General features: G+C 64.6%; 16 protein-coding genes. 11 read left to right on the top strand and 5 right to left on the bottom strand.

The genetic code is table 11. The annotated features are described in order from the left end of the window. Nucleotides 1–50: 50 nt before the first annotated feature. Nucleotides 51–1,394, bottom strand: a complete 1,344-nt coding sequence (gene gdhA / locus WD006_RS13810) for an NADP-specific glutamate dehydrogenase (protein ID WP_029306561.1) — start codon at nt 1,392–1,394, stop codon at nt 51–53. Between the two features lie 609 nt (nt 1,395–2,003). Between gdhA and WD006_RS13805 the strand changes: the two genes are divergently transcribed. Genes WD006_RS13805 through WD006_RS13775 form a run of 7 tightly spaced genes read left to right on the top strand, consistent with a single transcriptional unit; the run spans nt 2,004 to nt 9,814 of the window. Next, nucleotides 2,004–2,996, top strand: coding sequence for a tripartite tricarboxylate transporter substrate binding protein (locus tag WD006_RS13805; RefSeq protein ID WP_029306560.1), 993 nt, complete (start codon nt 2,004–2,006; stop codon nt 2,994–2,996). A gap of 8 nt (nt 2,997–3,004) precedes the next feature. Further along, nucleotides 3,005–3,403: a Zn-ribbon domain-containing OB-fold protein gene (locus tag WD006_RS13800; protein ID WP_029306559.1), complete on the top strand. Its 399-nt coding sequence runs from the start codon at nt 3,005–3,007 to the stop codon at nt 3,401–3,403. Further along, complete coding sequence (locus WD006_RS13795; RefSeq protein WP_029306558.1) at nt 3,400–4,572, top strand: thiolase; 1,173 nt, start codon at nt 3,400–3,402, stop codon at nt 4,570–4,572. Before WD006_RS13800 ends, WD006_RS13795 begins: the two co-directional genes overlap by 4 nt. Nucleotides 4,573–4,616: 44 nt before the next feature. Next, nucleotides 4,617–6,764, top strand: a complete 2,148-nt coding sequence (locus WD006_RS13790) for a 3-hydroxyacyl-CoA dehydrogenase NAD-binding domain-containing protein (RefSeq protein WP_029306557.1) — start codon at nt 4,617–4,619, stop codon at nt 6,762–6,764. Between the two features lie 49 nt (nt 6,765–6,813). Beyond that, nucleotides 6,814–7,998 (top strand): CaiB/BaiF CoA transferase family protein, encoded by a 1,185-nt coding sequence (locus tag WD006_RS13785; RefSeq protein ID WP_029306556.1) that lies wholly within the window; start codon nt 6,814–6,816, stop codon nt 7,996–7,998. Nucleotides 7,999–8,052: 54 nt separating this feature from the next. Next, entirely contained in the window at nt 8,053–9,024 is a 972-nt protein-coding gene (locus WD006_RS13780; RefSeq protein ID WP_029306555.1) for a Bug family tripartite tricarboxylate transporter substrate binding protein, read from the top strand. A gap of 13 nt (nt 9,025–9,037) precedes the next feature. Continuing rightward, nucleotides 9,038–9,814, top strand: coding sequence for an enoyl-CoA hydratase (locus WD006_RS13775; RefSeq protein WP_029306554.1), 777 nt, complete (start codon nt 9,038–9,040; stop codon nt 9,812–9,814). 6 nt (nt 9,815–9,820) lie between these two features. Here the strand turns inward: WD006_RS13775 and WD006_RS13770 are convergent, their stop codons facing one another. The 3 genes from WD006_RS13770 to WD006_RS13760 form a co-directional block, all read right to left on the bottom strand. Further along, a complete protein-coding gene (locus WD006_RS13770) occupies nt 9,821–10,768 on the bottom strand; it encodes a LysR family transcriptional regulator (RefSeq protein WP_011519512.1) in 948 nt (315 codons plus the stop codon). 171 nt (nt 10,769–10,939) lie between these two features. After that, complete coding sequence (locus WD006_RS13765; RefSeq protein WP_029306553.1) at nt 10,940–12,373, bottom strand: nicotinate phosphoribosyltransferase; 1,434 nt, start codon at nt 12,371–12,373, stop codon at nt 10,940–10,942. An 85-nt stretch (nt 12,374–12,458) separates the two neighbouring features. After that, nucleotides 12,459–13,496: a bifunctional nicotinamide-nucleotide adenylyltransferase/Nudix hydroxylase gene (locus WD006_RS13760; RefSeq protein WP_011519510.1), complete on the bottom strand. Its 1,038-nt coding sequence runs from the start codon at nt 13,494–13,496 to the stop codon at nt 12,459–12,461. Between the two features lie 169 nt (nt 13,497–13,665). Between WD006_RS13760 and WD006_RS13755 the strand changes: the two genes are divergently transcribed. Then, nucleotides 13,666–14,199: a dihydrofolate reductase family protein gene (locus WD006_RS13755; protein WP_029306552.1), complete on the top strand. Its 534-nt coding sequence runs from the start codon at nt 13,666–13,668 to the stop codon at nt 14,197–14,199. 76 nt (nt 14,200–14,275) lie between these two features. On the opposite strand, the gene WD006_RS13750 is transcribed toward WD006_RS13755, so the two are convergent. After that, nucleotides 14,276–15,352 carry a zinc-binding dehydrogenase gene (locus WD006_RS13750; protein ID WP_029306551.1) on the bottom strand — a complete coding sequence of 359 codons (1,077 nt, stop codon included), beginning with the start codon at nt 15,350–15,352 and terminating at the stop codon, nt 14,276–14,278. A gap of 77 nt (nt 15,353–15,429) precedes the next feature. Between WD006_RS13750 and WD006_RS13745 the strand changes: the two genes are divergently transcribed. The 3 genes from WD006_RS13745 (at nt 15,430) to WD006_RS13735 (ending at nt 17,924) form a co-directional block, all read left to right on the top strand. After that, complete coding sequence (locus tag WD006_RS13745; RefSeq protein WP_011519506.1) at nt 15,430–16,377, top strand: LysR family transcriptional regulator; 948 nt, start codon at nt 15,430–15,432, stop codon at nt 16,375–16,377. 110 nt (nt 16,378–16,487) lie between these two features. Next, nucleotides 16,488–17,168, top strand: coding sequence for a GntR family transcriptional regulator (locus WD006_RS13740; protein WP_011519505.1), 681 nt, complete (start codon nt 16,488–16,490; stop codon nt 17,166–17,168). Between the two features lie 72 nt (nt 17,169–17,240). Next, nucleotides 17,241–17,924 (top strand): GntR family transcriptional regulator, encoded by a 684-nt coding sequence (locus tag WD006_RS13735; protein ID WP_017512097.1) that lies wholly within the window; start codon nt 17,241–17,243, stop codon nt 17,922–17,924. Nucleotides 17,925–18,005 lie beyond the last annotated feature (81 nt).

Raw genomic sequence — 18,005 nt, 5'->3', positions numbered from 1 at the left:
GGCTGGCAACCGGGTGTCTGGTTAGACCAGCTGCCCGATCGGCCGCGGGATCAGATCACACCCTGCGCCAGCATGGCGTCCGCCACCTTGACGAAGCCGGCGATGTTGGCGCCTTCCACATAATTGATGTAGCCGTCTTCCTTCTGGCCGTAGTGGATGCAGTTGCCGTGGATGTCCTTCATGATGGCGTGGAGCTTCTCGTCGATCTCGGCGTGATGCCAGGCCATGCGCATGGCGTTCTGCGACATCTCCAGGCCCGAAGTGGCCACACCGCCAGCGTTGCTGGCCTTGCCCGGCGCATACAGGATGCGTGCGGCCACGAAGCGGTCCACGGCGTCCAGCGTCGACGGCATGTTGGCGCCTTCGGCTACGCAGAACACGCCGTTCGACAGCAGGCGCTCGGCATCCTGACCGTTCAGTTCGTTCTGGGTGGCGCACGGCAGAGCAACGTCGGCGGGCACGTGCCACGGCGTCTTGCCGGCCTCGAAGCGCAGGCCATGCTGCTCGGCAAAGTCGGACAGGCGGCCACGGGTGTCGTTCTTGAACGTCATCAGCGCGTCCAGTTGCTCGCGATTCATGCCCTCGGGGAAGTGCAGCACGCCGCCGGAGTCCGATGCCGTCAGCACCTTGGCACCCAGCTCGATCGCCTTTTCGGCGGCGTATTGCGCCACGTTGCCCGAGCCCGACAGCAGCACACGCAGACCGTCGAATTCGCGGCCGCGACGATGCAGCATCTCCTGCGCGAAGTACACCGTGCCGTAGCCGGTGGCCTCGGGACGCATCAGGCTGCCGCCGAAGGCCAGACCCTTGCCAGTGAACACGCAGGCGGACTGGTTCGACAGCTTCTTCATCATGCCGGCCATGAAGCCGACTTCCCGCGCGCCCACGCCGATGTCACCGGCCGGCACGTCGGTGTCCGGTCCCAGGTGACGATACAGCTCGGTGATCAGCGCCTGGCAGAAGCGCATGACTTCAGCGTCGGTCTTGCCCTTTGGGTCGAAGTCCGAGCCGCCCTTGCCGCCGCCCATGGGCAGGGTGGTCAGCGCATTCTTGAAGGTCTGCTCGAAGCCCAGGAACTTCAGTACCGACAGGTTCACGGTCGGGTGGAAGCGCATCCCACCCTTGTACGGGCCGATTGCGGAGCTGTGCTGCACGCGGAATGCGCGGTTGACCTGCACCTGGCCGCGATCGTCGGTCCATGCCACGCGGAACTGGATCACACGTTCCGGTTCCACCAGCCGTTCCAGCAGTGCCTGATCGCCATAGCGCGGGTTGCGTTCGACGAACGGCCACAAGGTCATCATGACCTCCTTCACGGCCTGGAAGAATTCGGGCTGGTTGGGGTCACGCCGGGAGACCCCGGCCAGGAAGGAATCGAGGGTGCGAGAAGTCACGATGTCTCTGAGTTTTCTTGATGCGATGTGCGGCGCCTGCGCCACGCAGTGGGTGTGGCGGAAGGGTCGCTCCGAATGGCGTGTCTGGTGGGCGCCGCGGCATGGAAACCCGGGAAATCCCGATGGGGACCCCGCGTCAGGCGGCGGGACTGGGAGGCAAGCCGAAATGTCCTAACAATTAGGCTTGTGGCTGGATGTTTCGGACAGGCACGAAGCTTAGCACCAGAGTGGGGCACCCCACATCGAAAACATCAAGGTGGAGGGAAAAACAGTGCGCTGTTCGGTACGCCGGCACGGTCTTCCGGGCCGGCAGAGACGCTCCCGAATGCACCCCCGACTGCACCCCCGACTGCACCCCCGACTGCGCCCCCGAGTGCACCCTCGAATGCGCCTTCCGATTCCTGTGCGGCATTGCGCACCGGACGCCAGACATGCCACGCCGGGATTGCCGCGAGAAGCGGCCATTCATGCAAGCCTTGAAAATCCACGAACGCGCGCTTCGAAACTTTCGGATAGTGGTTTTCTGTCCTCAAAAATAAACTGGCCCCCGGCATTTCCAACGCACGGGCGGCACAGCCCTGGCGAATAACGACAAGGCAGGAGACATCGATGCAACATGGCTTTCGGCGCCGTCGCCTCATGGCGGCCATTGGCTTTTCATTCGCACTAGGCGGTACTTCCCTGGCTCCGGCACATGCCGATACGTGGCCGACCAAGCCGGTCACGATCGTGGTGGCGTTCGCGCCCGGCGGCATGACCGATATCGTTGGCCGGATGCTCGCGGCCGAGCTGAGCCAGACGTTCAAGCAGAGCTTCGTGGTGGAGAACCGCCCCGGCGCGGCCGGACAACTCGCCACGGAATACGTTGCCCGCAAGCCGAATGACGGCTACACGCTGCTGCTTAGCGCCACCGGGCACGTGATTGGGCCGGCCGTGCAGAAGACCGTGCGGTATCGCCCGGTCCTGGATTTCGAGCCGATTGCTCTGATCGCCAAGGCGCCGAACATGCTCGTGGTGAACCCCTCGGTGCCGGCGCATACCGTGCCCGAGTTCGTGACGTGGGCCAAGGCCCAGGGCAGCGTGCCCTATGGTTCCGCAGGCGTGGGAGGCTCCACCCACCTCGCGGGCGAGCTGTTCCGCCATATGACCGGCGCGCCGCTGGTACACGTGCCATACAAGGGCGCGTCGCCCTCCACCAGCGATGCCGTGGCCGGCCAGATTCCGGTGGTGTTCCAGGATTCGATGAGCGTCTCCGCGTTCATCGCCGCCGGCAAGCTGCGCCCGATCGCCGTGACCAGCCTGGAGCGCAGCAAGCTGTTCCCCGACGTGCCGACGATTGCCGAGGCCGGGTACAAGAACTTCGACGCTTATACCTGGCTGGGGCTGTATGCACCGGCCAGCACGCCGGCCGCCATCGTCACGCGCCTGAATACCGAGGTGAACCGGATCATGTCGTCGCCCGACATGGTGGCGAAACTCAAGAAGCAGAACGCCGAGGCGGCGGGCAATCTGAATCCGGCCGAATTCCGCAAGTACGTCGAGACCGAAGTGGCCAAGTGGCAGAACATGGTCAAGATCACCGGCGTGCAGATCGAGCAGTAAGGGGCCCCATGACGATTGCACCTCCATCCGGCGACCCGGCAGCCGCGTCTGCCGACGCCCACTACTTCCAGCGCCTCTCCGAAGGCGTGTTCGAAATCCCCCAGTGCCGCGACTGCGGCCGGCATCACTTCTTTCCGCGCGTCGTTTGCCCTCATTGCGGCTCCGTAGCGTTGCAGTGGGCCGCGCCGAGCGGTCTTGGCACCGTGTACTCGACCACGGTCGTGCGCAAAAAGGACGGGGATTACAACGTGTGCCTGGTCGATCTCGACGAGGGGCCGCGCATGATGAGCCGCGTGATCAGTGTGGATCCCGACGCGGTGAGGATCGGGCACCGCGTCAGGGCGCAGGTGCAGCGCACGGGCGAGGACGCATTGCTGGTGTTCGCGCCGGCCGGGGAGCGACAATGAGCGCGGCATTGAAGGCCACCGATCGTGGTGGCGTGGCGATTCTGGGCACGGGACTGGCGGGGCTCGGTCATGCAGGTGGCCGCACGGAGCAGGAAATCATCGCCCAGGCCGCGCACCGCGCGGTGGCGGCCAGCGGACTGCGCATGGCCGATATCGACGGCATTATCACGTCGAGCCTGACGTCGCCCTGGTGGGTGATGCGCATGTCAGAGTACCTCGGCATCCGGCCCCGGTTCTCCGATAGCACGATGTTCGGCGGATCGTCGTTCATCGCGGATGTTCGCATCGCCGCCATGGCGATCGAGGCGGGCGAATGCGACAACGTGCTGATCTGCTACGGCAGCAATCCTCGCAGCATTCCCAGTAGTTCGCGCGTCAACGCGATGCGCGCCGAACTCGACCCGCAGCCGTACGAGCATCCGTACAAGCCGTTCAACCCCGTCACCAGCTATGCGCTGGCCGCGGCCCGGCATATGCATGAGTTCGGCACCACGCGCACGCAACTGGCCGAAGTGGCGGTGGCGGCGCGGCAGTGGGCGCAGCGCAATCCCGACGCCTTCATGCGCGACCCATTGACGGTCGACGATGTGATCAACGCCAAGATGGTGTCCGACCCGCTGACGGTGCGCGATTGCTGTCTGGTGACCGATGGCGCCGGCGCTTTTGTCGTCACGCGCGCGGACCGTGCCCGGGGTCTTCATGCGAAGCCGGTCTATGTGCTCGGTGTCGGACACGCGCACTGGCATCGGCAGATTTCCTGCATGGACGATCTGACGCGCACGCCGGCCATCGACTCGGGCCGCAAGGCATTTGCGCAGGCGGGCCTGACGCCTGCCGATATCGACGTGGTGGAGCTTTATGACGCTTTCACGATCAACCCGATCCTGTTTCTGGAAGACCTGGGCTTCTGCGCGAAAGGTGAGGGCGGTGCATTCATCTCGGGCGGCCGCATCGCGCCGGGCGGCGATTTCCCGATGAACACCAATGGTGGCGGGCTGTCGTGCACCCACCCGGGCATGTACAGCATTTTCCTTGTGATCGAAGCCGTCATCCAGTTGCGCGGCGAGGCCGGCGAGCGGCAGGTCAGCAAGGTGGAAACGGCGCTAGTGCACGGCAATGGTGGTGTGCTGTCCAGCCAGGCCACCGCCATCCTGGCATCCAGCCAATAAAGGCCAAACCAGCCTAACAAAGAACCGCAGTCGAGATCGCAGCAATGTCCCAGGCAATCGAATCCATTCCTCTTTCTTCCACCGTGAGCTGGCAACAGCAGGGCGATATCGCCGTGCTGTGGCTCGACAACCCGCCGGTGAACGGCCTGGGCGATAGCACCCGCGCCGGCCTGCACGCCGGGATCACGCGCGCGCTGCAGGATGCCACCGTGGCCGGGGTTGTGCTGGCAGGCGCCGGCAAGGCGTTTTGCGGCGGCGCGGACATCCGGCAGTTCAATACGCCTGCCGCGACCGCCCGGCCGCTTACGCGCGATGTGCTGGCGCTGATCGAATCGGCGAGCAAGCCCGTGGTGGCTGCGATACACGGCGTGGCGCTCGGTGGTGGCCTGGAGCTGGCCATGGGATGCCACTATCGCGTGGTGGCATCCGACGCCAGCCTGGGTCTGCCAGAGGTCAACCTCGGGCTCGTGCCCGGTGGCGGCGGTACCCAGCGGCTGCCACGGCTCGTTGGTGTGGAACAGGCGCTGGACATGGTTCAGCAAGGGGCGTCCGTCAGCGGCGAAGCCGCCGCGCGCATCGGTCTTGCCGATGCGGTAGCAGACGCGAGGCCGAGCGGCACACGGGATGCTGGACCTGTTGTCGCACTGGCGATCGACTTTTGCCGGAGTGCTGCCGCCCGTGCGGTGGCGCATCCGGTTGCCAGTGCGTTGGCCGTCAAGGCGAGCGGCGATGTCGATTTCGGGGCGCGGATTGCCGCGATCAACGGCAAGGCACGCAATGCGCTCGCGCAGAATGCGTGCATCCGGTGCGTCGAAGCCGCGACGCAGCTGCCGATTGCCGACGGGCTGGCATTCGAGCGCGCCCAGTTCGAGGCGCTTGTTGCGGGCAACGAGTCGAAGGCGCTGCGCCATATCTTCTTCGCCGAGCGCGAGGCGCCGAAGTTTGCCGAAGGGAAGGGACAGGCGCTGCGGCCGATCGAACGTGTTGCCGTCATCGGTTCCGGGACGATGGGCGTCGGCATCGCGATGTCGTTCGTCAACGCCGGCATTCCGGTCATGCTGATCGAACGCGAGCAGGCCGCGCTGGACCGCGGCATGGCACTGATCCGCCGCAACTACGAGATCACCGCCGCGAAAGGCAAGCTGGCGCCGCAGCAGATTGACGCGTGCATGGGGCGCATAACGCCGACGCTGGCGTTCGAGGCCGTTGCCGATGCCGATCTGGTGGTCGAAGCCGTGTTCGAGGACATGGCCGTGAAGCAGGCCATCTTCGAGCGTCTGGACGCGCTGTGCAAGCCGTCGGCCATCCTGGCGACGAATACGTCGCGGTTGAACATCGACACGATCGCGGCGTCGACCAAACGCCCGGGCGACGTGATCGGCCTGCATTTTTTCAGCCCGGCGAACGTGATGAAGCTGCTGGAAGTCGTGCGTGGACAGGCGACCCGCGCCGACGTCATCGCGTCGTGCATGGCGATGGCGCAGCGCATCCGAAAGATTCCGGTGCTGGTGCGGGTGTGCGAAGGGTTTGTCGGCAACCGGATGCTGACGCCTTACTGGCGGGAGGCCGGCTTCCTGTTGGAAGAGGGCGCATCGCCACTGCAGGTCGATCGCGCATTGACGCAGTTCGGCATGGCGATGGGCCCGCTGACGATGGCGGATTTGGCCGGCATGGACATCAACTGGGCCACGCGGAAGCGGCTGGCGCCGACGCGGCCGGCGCACCTGCGGTATTCGGCGGTGGCCGATCGAATCTGCGAACTGGGCCGGTTCGGGCAGAAGACCAACGGTGGCTACTACCGCTACGAACCCGGCAGTCGCACGCCGATCCCCGACCCGCAGATCGACGCGTTGATCGAAGAGTGCGCGCGCGAGGCAGGCATTACGCGGCGACCGGTTGCCGACGAGGAGATCGTCGAGCGCTGCATGCTGGCGCTGATCAATGAAGGCGCGCGCATCCTGGACGAGGGCATCGCGCAGCGCGCTTCCGATATCGACGTGGTGTACGTGCATGGCTACGGCTTTCCGGCGTGGCGTGGCGGCCCCATGTTCTATGCGGAAACGCTCGGTCTGGCGCACGTGCTGGCCCGTATCCGCGCGTTGCAGGACGTGCACGGTGCCCATTGGGAGCCTGCGCCACTGCTCGAGCGGTTGGTCGCAGAAGGCCGGCAGACTTTCGACGGTCCACGTTGAGTTCACGCCGCACCCCCCCTGAATCTGAACACGAAAATCTGGAGTCACAATGTTGCATCGCGCATTGGAAGGCATTCGCGTGCTGGACCTGTCGCGCATCCTGGCTGGGCCGTGGTGTACGCAGAACCTCGCCGATCTGGGCGCCGAAGTTGTCAAGGTCGAACATCCGCAGCGTGGCGATGACACGCGCGGTTGGGGCCCCCCGTATCTGGATGCCGCGGATGGCAGCGACGCGCGCCTTTCCGCGTACTTCATCAGCTGCAATCGCGGCAAGCAGTCGGTATGCATCGACTACGGCCAGCCTGAAGGTGTTGCGCAATTGCTGGAGCTGGCCCGACACGCCGACGTGCTGGTGGAGAACTACAAGGTGGGGACGCTCAAACGCTACGGGCTCGACTATGCGTCGCTCAAGGCGATCAATCCGCGTCTGATCTATCTGTCGATCACGGGGTTCGGTCAGGACGGCCCGATGGCCGACAAGCCCGGCTATGACTACGTGTTCCAGGGTATGGGCGGACTGATGAGCTACACCGGCCAGCCGGATGGTAGCCCCGGCGCTGGGCCGTTGCGCACGGGCGTTGCAGTGGTCGATGTCAGCACGGGCATGTATGCGACGAGTGCCGTGCTGGCGGCGCTGTTCCAGCGTCAGCAGACCGGTGAAGGCCAGCATCTCGATATCGCACTGCTCGACGTGGCCGTGGCACTGAATGCGAATCAGGGCGCCAACTACCTGGTATCGGGAAAGAACCCGCAACGCACGGGCAACGCGCATCCAAACTGCGCGCCGTATGAGGTCTTCCGATGCGCCGATGGTTATCTGATTCTGGCGATCGGCAACGACACGCAGTTCGCACGCTTCTGTGATGTGGCGGGGCGTCCGGATCTCGCGCAAGACCCGCGATACGTCACGAACTCAGGCCGCATCGAACATCTCACCGAACTGCGCAAGGTACTGACGGCGTTGTTCCCGACGCGCTCGCGTGCCGACTGGACGTCGGCGTTCGACGCCGCCGGTGTGCCCTGGGGCCCGATTCATACGATGGAAGAGGTCTTCGCGCATCCGCAGGTCCAGCATCGGCAATTGCGTCAGGTGGCCACGCATCCGGTGATGGGCGAGGTGCCAATGGTGCGCAATCCGATGCTGCCGGCCAATCCTCAGCCGCTCAAGCCGCCGCCGCTGCTCGGCGAACACACCGGTGCCACAGCGGTGGCCGCCATCGCTGCCGCGCAATAGATGCGGGCGGCCCGACTCGAATTTCGACAATCCGTACGGAGACACATGATGAATATGAAGCCAACCTTCCTGGCACTGGCCGCGCTGGCCTGTGTGGGCCCGGCATGCGTTGCCCACGCCGCCGACTGGCCGGACAAGCCGATCAAGCTTGTGGTGCCCTACGCGGCCGGTGGTACTACCGACATCATCGCGCGCGTGGTCGGCACGCGGATTGGCGCGGTGCTGAAGCAGGCTGTTGTGGTCGAGAACCGTCCCGGCGCCGGTGGCGCGGTAGGCAGTGCCTACGCGGCCAAGCAGCCGGCCGATGGTTATACGCTCGTGATGGAAGTGGAAAGCTCCCACGCGGTTAACCCGAACGTCTATCAGAAGACGGCGTACGATCCGGTCAGGGATTTCGATCCGATCAGCAATCTGGCGGACGTGCCCAACGTGCTGGTGGTCAATCCGTCATTCCCCGCTCAGGACATGTCGGCCTTCATCAAGCTGCTGAAGGCGTCGCCGGGCAAGTATTCATTTGGGTCGTCGGGCAACGGTGGCCTGAGTCATATGAATGGCGAACTGTTCATGAGCGTCACGGGCACGAAGATGTTGCACGTGCCGTACAAGGGCCTGGGGCCGGCGCTGAACGATGCGATGGCTGGACAGATCCAGGTTGTGTTCGACAATATCCCGTCGTCGTCCGGCCTGATCCAGGGCGGCAAGCTGCGGCCCCTGGCCGTGGCGGCCAAGCATCGACTCAAGATGCTGCCCAATGTGCCGACCTACGCGGAAGCCGGGCTGCCCGCGATGAACAATCCGTCGTGGTTTGGCCTCGGCGCGCCGGCTGGCACGCCGCCGGCGATCCTCGACAAGATTAATGCGGCCGTCAAGCAGGTGCTGGCCGAGCCGGAGGTGGTCGACGCCATCGAGAAGCAGGGCGCGCTGCCTGCCTATACCACGCGCAAGGCCTTCGCCGATCTGATCCGGGAGCAGAATCAGCACTGGAAGAAGGTAGTCGAGGATATCCATTTCGCAAAGCTGCAGTAAGGAGCAGAACACGATGAGCGCATCGCTTTCCAATCACCACGCCGCCGTAGAAATCGACGAGCACGGCGTAGCCACCGTCACCATCCGCGAGGCGAAATCGCTGAATATCCTCGGCACGCCGGTCATTGCGGATCTGACCCAGGCCGTGCGCGCCCTGGCCGAACGCGACGACGTGCGCGTGCTGGTGGTTCGCGGCACGGGGGACAAGGGCTTTATCGGGGGCGCCGATATCAACGAGATGGCCGCGCTGACCCGCGAGCGCGCGGAAGTGTTCATCAGCGCATTGCGCGACTTGTGCAATGCGCTGCGTCACTTCCCGGTACCCGTGATTGCGCGAATGCCGGGCTGGTGCCTCGGCGGCGGCTTGGAACTGGCGCTGGCGTGCGATATCCGCATCGCCGCCGACAACGCCCAGCTGGGTATGCCGGAGGTCAAGGTAGGCATTCCGTCGGTGATTCACGCGGCGCTGATGCCGCGCCTGATTGGCAACGCGCGCGCCGCGTGGTTGTTGCTGACGGGCGAGATCGCCGACGCGGCAGAGTCGCTGGCTGCGGGGATAGTGAGCCGCGTGGTGCCGCTGGCCGATCTCGACGTCGAGGTTAGTCGTGTGGCATCACTGCTGGCGAGCTTCGGCCCGCAGGTGGTGCGTCAGCAGAAGCGTCTGCTGCGCGAGTGGGAAGAAGCGCCGCTCGACGTGTCGATCGACAACAGTGTGGCGGAGTTCGGCAGCGCCTTCGATACGGGCGAGCCGCAGCATCACATGGCCTCCTTCCTGAACCGCAAGCGGTAACAGGAATCAGGACGCGGCGTCAGGGGCCGCGCCTGTCTCGCGTGTGATGGCCACGCGCGGGTCGTTGAGCAGGAACTGCACGAACGCCGCGGCAAAGCCGGGCAGCTTTCCGTCGGCGCGCGTGACGAGCGTCAGCTCCCGTACCGCCCAGGGCTCGTCGAGCGCCACCCCGACCACGCGCCCCTCGAGCATCGACGCCGCCGCCACGCTACGCGGCACCAGCGCCACGCCGACGCCGGCAGCCGCCAGCGCCAGTACCGCCTCGAAGCTGTGTGCGTGCAGGCGGACATTCGGTTGCTTGCCGGCGCGTTGCGCGGTATCGCGCAGAAACAGGAAGTTGCTGCTAGTGCGGCTCATGCAGACGAAGTCGAACCCGAGTGCGGCGCCAAACCGGATGCGCCCCTGCCGTGCCAACGGATGATCGGGGGCCACCGCCAGCACCAGTTCATCGACCGCGTACCGCACCGCATGAACGCCGGCGGTGTCGGCGGCCATGGTCATATCGCTGGCAAATATGCCGATATCCGCCTCATGCGCGGCCACTGCCGCCGTGATCGCCTGGCTGGCCCGCTCTTCCAGGTCGATGTTGACCGCCGGGTGCGCGGCCAGGAACCGGCTCACGCTCGGGATGATGAATCCGTTCAGCGAGCTGCTGTTTGCCAGCAGGCGGATGTGTCCCTTGAGCCCGCTGGCGAATCGGCCAACCTCTCCGTGCATCCGTTCGATGCCTTGCAGCAGCTCGCGCACATGCGCCAGCATCATCTCGCCCGCAGGCGTCAGATCCATGCCACGTGCGTTGCGAACGAAGAGCGGTGTGCCCAGCGCATGCTCCAGGTTCTTCAGACGGTAACTGGCCGCCGAGGCCGTGATATGCGCGGCGCTAGCGCCGCCAGCCAGGCTGTGGGCCTCCGCAATGGCCTGGAAAAGGCGGAGATCGGTGAGTTCGTACCGCAAGAGAGGGACTCCGGAATTGGTCACCCGCTTTTGCCGCCACCGGCGAATGCCGATGGCGCGGGCGTGCAGCAAGACGCATTTGTCTCGCCATGCTGCATCAATCAGGTCTGGGAAGCAATGGGAGGGAGCCGGAAGCACTGCTGCCGGCCCCAGGGCAGACATCGACCCACCTCAGTCTTCGTATGCCTCCGCGCGGGCGCGCACCTCATCCAGCGAGACGTCGACCAGCAGCTTTCCACCGTCGAATACCGTTTCGAGCGCGTCTTCCCATTCTCCCTCGATGCGGCGCGCATCCCAGGCGAGCGGGAGCGTGACGGTTTGATAGTCGCCGGTCCCGCGATTGCGCAGCAGTGTCAGACGGCCTTGCTTGGATCGCTTGCCTGCATCGGTGACAGGGTCCTTTCTGACATCGCGCCAGGCATCCTCCACCTTGACAGCCGAGCACTTCATGGCGAATCGCTGCGTGTCGCGGTTCAGTTGCTGAAGCAACGCGCCGCCGATGCCGAACACGATGTTGTCCGCCGCGTAGCCTGCCGATTCGAGTGCGGCGAGGATGACTTCGATGGACTCGGCATTCACGCCATCGCCCTGGATCACCCGCACATGGTTGAGCACGCGGTAGCCTTTGCCGTTGATCACCGAGCCGAACGCTTCGTCGAGAGCGCCGATGGTCTGCAGCACGATCGTCCGGGGATCGCCGGAGTCGGGGCGGATGACCAGTGTTGCGCCGGAATCGATCACGGCCTGCCGCAGTTCGGTGCCCCACATCCGCAGGGCGGCGAACAGGTCATATGAGTCCGACACCACCGACACGATGGCGCCCGGCCGGCCGAATTGCCGAAGCATATTGCGGTACGCATCGATTTCGCCAGCCCGGCCCCAGGCAGTGATGGTGCTGTGTTCGGCAGCTGGCACCGAGAAAGCCGCCATCGGCTTGTTGTAGTAAGTGTTGGCGGCGAGCACACCGAGTACGGTGTCCGAGCCCAGGAAGCTCACGAGGTGCGCCGCACCGCCGATAGCAGCCGACTCGGCGCTCGACACGCCGCGCGCGCCGAAGTCGTGCACCTTGAACGGCAGTTGTCCGAGGTCGTCGCTGGTGCGCTCCAGGTAGCGACGCACGAGTTGCCGCAGGTGCCAGCTTTGCGTGGCAACCGTCACTGGATACCAGACGCGCAGCAACAAGGTTTCGATGTAGGAAGCGAGCCAGAACACCTCGGGATCATCGCATTCGACTGTGACGAGCACGTTCTGCGTTGGGATCACGGCGCCTTCCTGCACCGCGCGGATGCGCACGGGTAGGTAGCCGTCATAGCGCGAAACGATATATCGCCAGCCCGACTCGTTGAACGGTTCCCCGTGGGCGCTGAAGAAGTCCCGGGCTTCGTCGATCATTGCCGCGGTGATCGGCTGGCACAGGTATTCCTTGATCAGCATCTGCAGCCCGAAGAACAGCGTGCGATCGTAGCGGCCACCGCGCGATTCGATGTACGAGAACATCGCCGTGGTGCCCTGGGGATATTGAAGGTAGTGAGAGGCCTTGTACGAATCCGTGTTCAGGATCGGATTGGAAAGGATCGACGACAGGCGACGCAGGTCGTTTTGCATGGCTAGAGCTCCTCTATGCCGTTGGATGGCCGCCAGGTCTGTCCCGGCGGATAAAGCTGGTACTGAAGCGTGCTGGAAGGGTGCGTTACAGCTTGCCGAGAAAGTGGTAGGCGATGTCGAAATGGTCTTCGAACATGACGCTTCTCATGCGGGCGAAATCGTTGAGCGGCACCCAGCGCGCCTTGTCGGCGTCATCGCCACCCTTGACGCGCGGCAGCTCGCCAACCGGGAAGCTGAACAGGAACGCGTGGGTGATGGTGCGGCCGCGCAGCGATCGCTGCGGGTGGTCGAACACCTGCCGGTCCTTCAGCGACCCACGCAGCACCGGCTCGGGCAACTTGAGTCCGGTTTCCTCGCGCAGTTCGCGAAGACAGGCCGTCTCGAGCCGTTCGTCCTGGTTGACGAAGCCACCCGGCAGCGCCCAGAGGCCGCGTCCCGGCTCGCTGCGCCGGCGCACCAGCAACAGGTGGCCGGAATGGACCACTACCGCGTCGACGGTGACGAACGTTACCGGATACGGCGCGGCCGACCAGGCTTTCCTGTACCCGGCGATGAACTCCGCCTCGGCCTTCAGCTGGGCGAACTCGGGCCGGTCGCGAAACAGCTCCATCCACTGGAATACCGGCGCGGGCACGGCCCACGAGACGAAGCTGTTGCTGCGTTCGGCCAGGAACTGCTCGCGGATTTCGGTGGCGGAGATGTCTTCGGTACTGTCGGCTTCGACCAGTTCCCATTGCGGGAACATGCGAAGGTAGTACGAAGAACCATCCTTTTCGTGACCGATGATGCCGATCCGGCGGCCGGCGGTATCGCCGAGCAGTCCTGCCACGGCATCCTGTACCCAGCGGACCCAGTCGCTGTCGTTGTAGGTCGAATCCTGTACCGCGCCGATCCGGACGCGCGCGCGGCTTGATTCGTCCAGTACGGACTCGATCATTTGCCGGCGCTCGTCGAACGAGAACGGGTCCTTGATGGTGCGAGGCTTGTCGGTGGATCCGATCAGGATGCAAACGGTGTCCGCCTGGCTCAGCGCCCGGCGTAGTACATCAACGTGACCACGGTGCATCGGCTGGAAACGGCCGATAAAGACAAGCGCGTCGAAGCGCTTTGTATTGGTGCTCATGAGGCTCCCTCAAGAGATTGGCGGAATTGGGTCTGTCCCGTAACCGTGACTGAATGGTATGCCGGCGTCACCGGTGCGTCAAACGGAAAAAAGGGGGATATACCCGTGCGGCTTGTGTCGGTGTCCTGTCCGGTGAAGAATATGCGGCTTGTTCGCCCCGGAGCCATCCATGACCACCGCACACGTCTTCATCGCCACCAGCCTCGACGGCTTCATCGCCCGACCCGATGGCGATATCGGCTGGCTGCTCCAGCGCGACGATCCGGCCGAGGACCACGGTTATATGGATTTCATCGCCGACAAGGATGCGATCGTGATGGGCCGGGGCACCTACGAGAAGGTCCTGACCCTTGGCGACTGGGCCTATGACCGGCCTGTTCTGGTCCTGTCCAGGCAACTGGCGGGCACGCCGGCGCCGGCGGCGTTGGAGGGGAAAGTCCGATTCGCGAGCCTTTCGCCGAGGGATACGCTGGAACGCCTGGCGGCCGAGGGCGTACGCCGGGTCTATGTCGATGGCGGGCAGGTTGTGCAGTCGTTCCTGCGCGACGGGTTGATCGCCGATCTGGTGGTCACCACGGTTCCGGTGTTGATCGGAGCCGGGCGGCCGTTGTTCGGGGCGCTGCCGCGCGACGTCGATCTGGCCCTGGTCTCGAGCCGCAGCTTCCCCTCGGGATTGGTGCAGTCGACGTACCGGGTGGCCTGACGCGTGAACGGGTGAGAGGGGCGGCCGGCTATCCTCCGCCAGGTTTGTCGTGGCGAATCCCCCGCCGCGATGCGTCTCAGTCGTGTGGGAACGTCACCACCGCTGCCTCTAGCCCAGCCAGCGTGCCCGCCGCATCGATCGCCTGCTCTATGGCGTCGAACGGGAAGCGCTTCACGTGGACTGCATCGAGTGAAAGCTGGCCGGCGCGAACCATTGCCACCAGCGCGCGGTAGTCGGCGGATGCGTACATGAAGTGGCCGATCAGCTCCCAGCCATTGCGTAGCATGGCGCCGTAGGGCAGTGGCAGCGGCACGGTCATGCTGCCCATCAGCACCATGCGACCGCGCCGCTTCAGGCTCAGCAGCGCCGCGAGCGTACTGTTTGGCGAGGTAGCCTGACCAACCATGTCGAATGCCAGGTCGACGCCGCCGGATGCCGCACTGCGGATGGCGGCGCTGTCGACCCCCTCATCACCGGTCATCACTACCGGCACCACCCGGCCGTCGCCCATCCGGGCCAGGGATTCGAGCGGGCCAGCGCGGCGTCCCAGTGCGAGTACGGTCGAAGCGCCCATCGCCAGCGCGGCAAGCACGGCGGCTGATCCGAACGCGCCCGTTGCGCCGTTGATCGCGACGGTCTCGCCCGCAACCAGCCGGCCGCGACGCAGGCCGCCGAAAGGAATGGCGAACTTCGACAGGGTGGCCAGCTGGTCGGACGAAAGGCGATCCAGCCCGTCGAGGGGGACAAGTGCCGCAGCGGGAAACTCGGCGACCTCTCGTAGCGTTCCGTGTGGGAAGTCCTGAAGCAGGGGGCCGCTGTCCGCGCTGATGCCGGTCAGGCCAATCAGGATTTCGGCCGGTGCATCGACGCTTTCCGTGCTGGTCAGGTACGGGTTGACGGCCACGCGTTGTCCGGCCCGGAAGTGATGGACACCCGCTCCGGTTTCGATGATCGTGCCAACGCCGTTTGTACCGGGGGTGAAAGGACCGGGCGGGTAGGCGTAAGGCAGCGCGCCGTTCAGGTAGTCGCGCGTGTAGCTGAGCAGCGGCACCGCTTCCATGCGTACGAGCACCGCGCCGGGGCGGGCATGGGGCGTGTCGATGTCACGCAGGACAAGCGGCTGGCCGGGTTGGTCGAGCATCCAGGCTTTCATATCGGGGCTCCTTGATTGGGGTGTCCGCGGGTTGGCTGGCTTGAACTGTAGGGGCTCGCGACCTATATTTGAAATCGATGACAGATATAAGAGGTATAAGTGTGGTTGATTTCAAGGGCGTGGATCTGAATCTTCTGGTGACCTTGGATGCCTTGCTGGATGAACGTAACGTCACGCATACGGCGGAGCGGCTCGGGCTGACGCAGCCCGCCGTATCGGCCCAACTGGCGCGGCTGCGGCGCATCTTCGACGATCCATTGCTGATCCCGGCCGATACGGGGCGGGGAATGATCGCAAGCGCGCGGGCCCTGGCATTGCTGGAGCCGCTGCACGTCGCGCTCAAGGACCTGGAGTCCGTTGTGCATCGGCGGCCCGAGTTCGATCCGTTCGTCGACACGCGCCAGTTCGTGATCGCCGCGAGCGATAACGCCACGTCGACGCTTGGCATGTCCTTGTTGGAGCGGCTATCGATTGTCGCGGGGACCGGGGTGCGCGTGGCGTTCGTGCATGGACGGCAGGCCGAGATCGCCGCCCAGCTCGAATCGGGTGAAGTCGATCTGCTGATCGGGTCCGAGCGCATGGTTCCACCAACCATGCGGGCGCGCAAACTTCTCGATGAGACCTTCGTGATGGCGCAGCGGAAATCCCATCCTCGGGGAGCGCGCCGGCTGACGCTCGATATGTACTGCAAATTGCGCCACGTGCTGGTTTCCACGAGTGGTGGCAGCTTCTTCGGCTTCGTTGACGAGCAGCTTCAGTTGCTGGGTCGATCGCGTGATGTCGCGGTATCGGTTCAGGCATTCACGGTGGTCCCCGATTTGCTGCGCCGTAGTGACTACGTCTGCACGATGCCGGCTCGGCTGGCGGCACGCTATGCCGATTGGCTGGATGCCTTCGCGCTGCCGTTCGATGTGCCGGGATTCTCGCTCAGCGCGGCATGGCACCCGCGCAACCACGCGGACCCCGCGATTGCCTGGCTGCGGAGCACACTGGCCGAGGTGGCCGGCCAGTTGCGGGAGGGGTGAGCACGGCGGCAACTCAGGTGCCGGTCCCGCTCGCGAGCGCAGTAGAATGCAATATGGCAGAGACGCACCCCGAAGCGTCCATCTAGCCCAGGGGCATCCACGAGACAGATATGAACGGAAGATCCACGTCTGCGCTAGGCGCGGCGACACGCGCCGAAGCGGCAACGGAAGAACTCAGGCGGCGAATCCTGGAAGGCGAGCTAGTGGAGGGCTTTCAGCTCAAGCAGGATCTTCTCGCGGAAGAATTCGGCATCAGCCGCATCCCGGTGCGGGAAGCACTGGTCCAGCTAGAGAACGAAGGGCTGGTGAAGATCGTCCCCCACAAGGGGGCGATTGTTGCGGAGCTGTCGACGAAGGACATCGAAGAGCTGTTCTCGTTGCGCGCGCTGCTCGAATCCCATCTGCTCCGACATTCGATTCCCCGCCTCACAAAGGATGACTTCGACCGACTCGATGAAATCCTGAAGCGCTACGCCATCGAGCTCGCCGAGGGGCATTCGCACCGGTGGGGCGAACTCAACACCGAGCTGCACGACATCCTGCTCGGGCGTGCCAACCGGCCCAGGTCCCTGGACCTGGTGCAGTCGCTATTGCGGCAGACCGATCGCTACACACGGGTGCAGCTCTCCATCAGCGATGCCGCCGTGCAGCGCGCCAAGGCGGAACACGAGGAACTCGTCCGCCTTTGCCGGCTGGGCGAATCGAGGGAGGCGTGCGCGCTGCTCAAGCGGCATATCGAACATGCCGGCGAGGAGTTGATTCTGTTTCTGCGGGAGCGCCGGAGGCCGTAAGGCGCGATGGCCCTGCTGTAGAATGTAGAAAATATGCAAAACGGCGCCAGGTGGCGCCGTTGTCAACTTCCAATGGTCACCAATAAACCTGGTCTTCGGCATGTGACGCGAGCAGAGGCCGCCGCCGATGAAATTCGCCGCCGCATCCTCTCCGGCCAGTACGTGGATGGCTATCAACTCCGGCAGGACGCGCTCGCCAATGAACTCGGGATCAGCCGCATCCCGCTGCGTGAAGCGCTGGTGCAGCTCGAAAGCGAAGGGCTGGTGAAGATACTCCCTCACAAGGGAGCCATCGTGTCGGAGCTTTCCATTGAAGAGCTCACCGAGTTGTTCGAATTGCGGGCGTTGCTGGAGCCCACGCTGATCCGAAAGTCCGTGAAGAAGCTCTCCGTCGACGATTTCAAGGAACTCGACGCGATTCTGGCCGAGTTCAGCGGCGAACTGAAGGCGCAGGCGCAGGATCGCTGGGGCGACCTGAATACCATGCTGCATCAGTTGCTGCTGTCGAAGGCCGATCAGCCGAAGACAGTGAGCATCGTCGCGTCCCTGCTCCAGCAGACGGACCGTTACACGCGCCTGCAGCTTTCCTTGTCCACGGCCAGCCGGGAGATTGCCGAAGCCGAGCACCGGCAACTCGTCGATCTCTGTCGCAAAGGGGATGGGCGCGGCGCCGCCGCGCTGTTGAAGCGGCATATCGAACATGCCGGCGAGGAACTGCGGAATTTCCTGCTCTCCCGTCGGCGCGGCACCAGCTAAGCAGAGCGGATCGAGCCAATAGCCAGGCCCGAAAACAAAAGCCGCCCGGAGAGGGCGGCTTTTTTGTTGCTCGGAGACTTC

The sequence above is a fragment of the Cupriavidus sp. Met-2 genome (genome assembly GCF_049843575.1).
GTDB classification, from domain to species: Bacteria; Pseudomonadota; Gammaproteobacteria; order Burkholderiales; family Burkholderiaceae; genus Cupriavidus; species Cupriavidus metallidurans.
The sequence above is the reverse complement of the archived record's forward strand: the minus strand, read 5'-3'. Positions and strand labels throughout refer to the sequence as shown.

Bases quoted from the DNA above. Each gene is read 5' to 3' on its own strand.
- WD006_RS13805 (WP_029306560.1), top strand. From the start codon at position 2,004: ATGCAACATGGCTTTCGGCGCCGTCGCCTCATGGCGGCCATTGGCTTT.
- WD006_RS13800 (WP_029306559.1), top strand. From the start codon at position 3,005: ATGACGATTGCACCTCCATCCGGCGACCCGGCAGCCGCGTCTGCCGAC.
- WD006_RS13795 (WP_029306558.1), top strand. From the start codon at position 3,400: ATGAGCGCGGCATTGAAGGCCACCGATCGTGGTGGCGTGGCGATTCTG.
- WD006_RS13790 (WP_029306557.1), top strand. From the start codon at position 4,617: ATGTCCCAGGCAATCGAATCCATTCCTCTTTCTTCCACCGTGAGCTGG.
- WD006_RS13785 (WP_029306556.1), top strand. From the start codon at position 6,814: ATGTTGCATCGCGCATTGGAAGGCATTCGCGTGCTGGACCTGTCGCGC.
- WD006_RS13780 (WP_029306555.1), top strand. From the start codon at position 8,053: ATGAAGCCAACCTTCCTGGCACTGGCCGCGCTGGCCTGTGTGGGCCCG.
- WD006_RS13775 (WP_029306554.1), top strand. From the start codon at position 9,038: ATGAGCGCATCGCTTTCCAATCACCACGCCGCCGTAGAAATCGACGAG.
- WD006_RS13765 (WP_029306553.1), bottom strand. From the start codon at position 12,373: ATGCAAAACGACCTGCGTCGCCTGTCGTCGATCCTTTCCAATCCGATC.
- WD006_RS13760 (WP_011519510.1), bottom strand. From the start codon at position 13,496: ATGAGCACCAATACAAAGCGCTTCGACGCGCTTGTCTTTATCGGCCGT.
- WD006_RS13755 (WP_029306552.1), top strand. From the start codon at position 13,666: ATGACCACCGCACACGTCTTCATCGCCACCAGCCTCGACGGCTTCATC.
- WD006_RS13750 (WP_029306551.1), bottom strand. From the start codon at position 15,352: ATGAAAGCCTGGATGCTCGACCAACCCGGCCAGCCGCTTGTCCTGCGT.
- WD006_RS13745 (WP_011519506.1), top strand. From the start codon at position 15,430: ATGACAGATATAAGAGGTATAAGTGTGGTTGATTTCAAGGGCGTGGAT.
- WD006_RS13740 (WP_011519505.1), top strand. From the start codon at position 16,488: ATGAACGGAAGATCCACGTCTGCGCTAGGCGCGGCGACACGCGCCGAA.
- WD006_RS13735 (WP_017512097.1), top strand. From the start codon at position 17,241: ATGGTCACCAATAAACCTGGTCTTCGGCATGTGACGCGAGCAGAGGCC.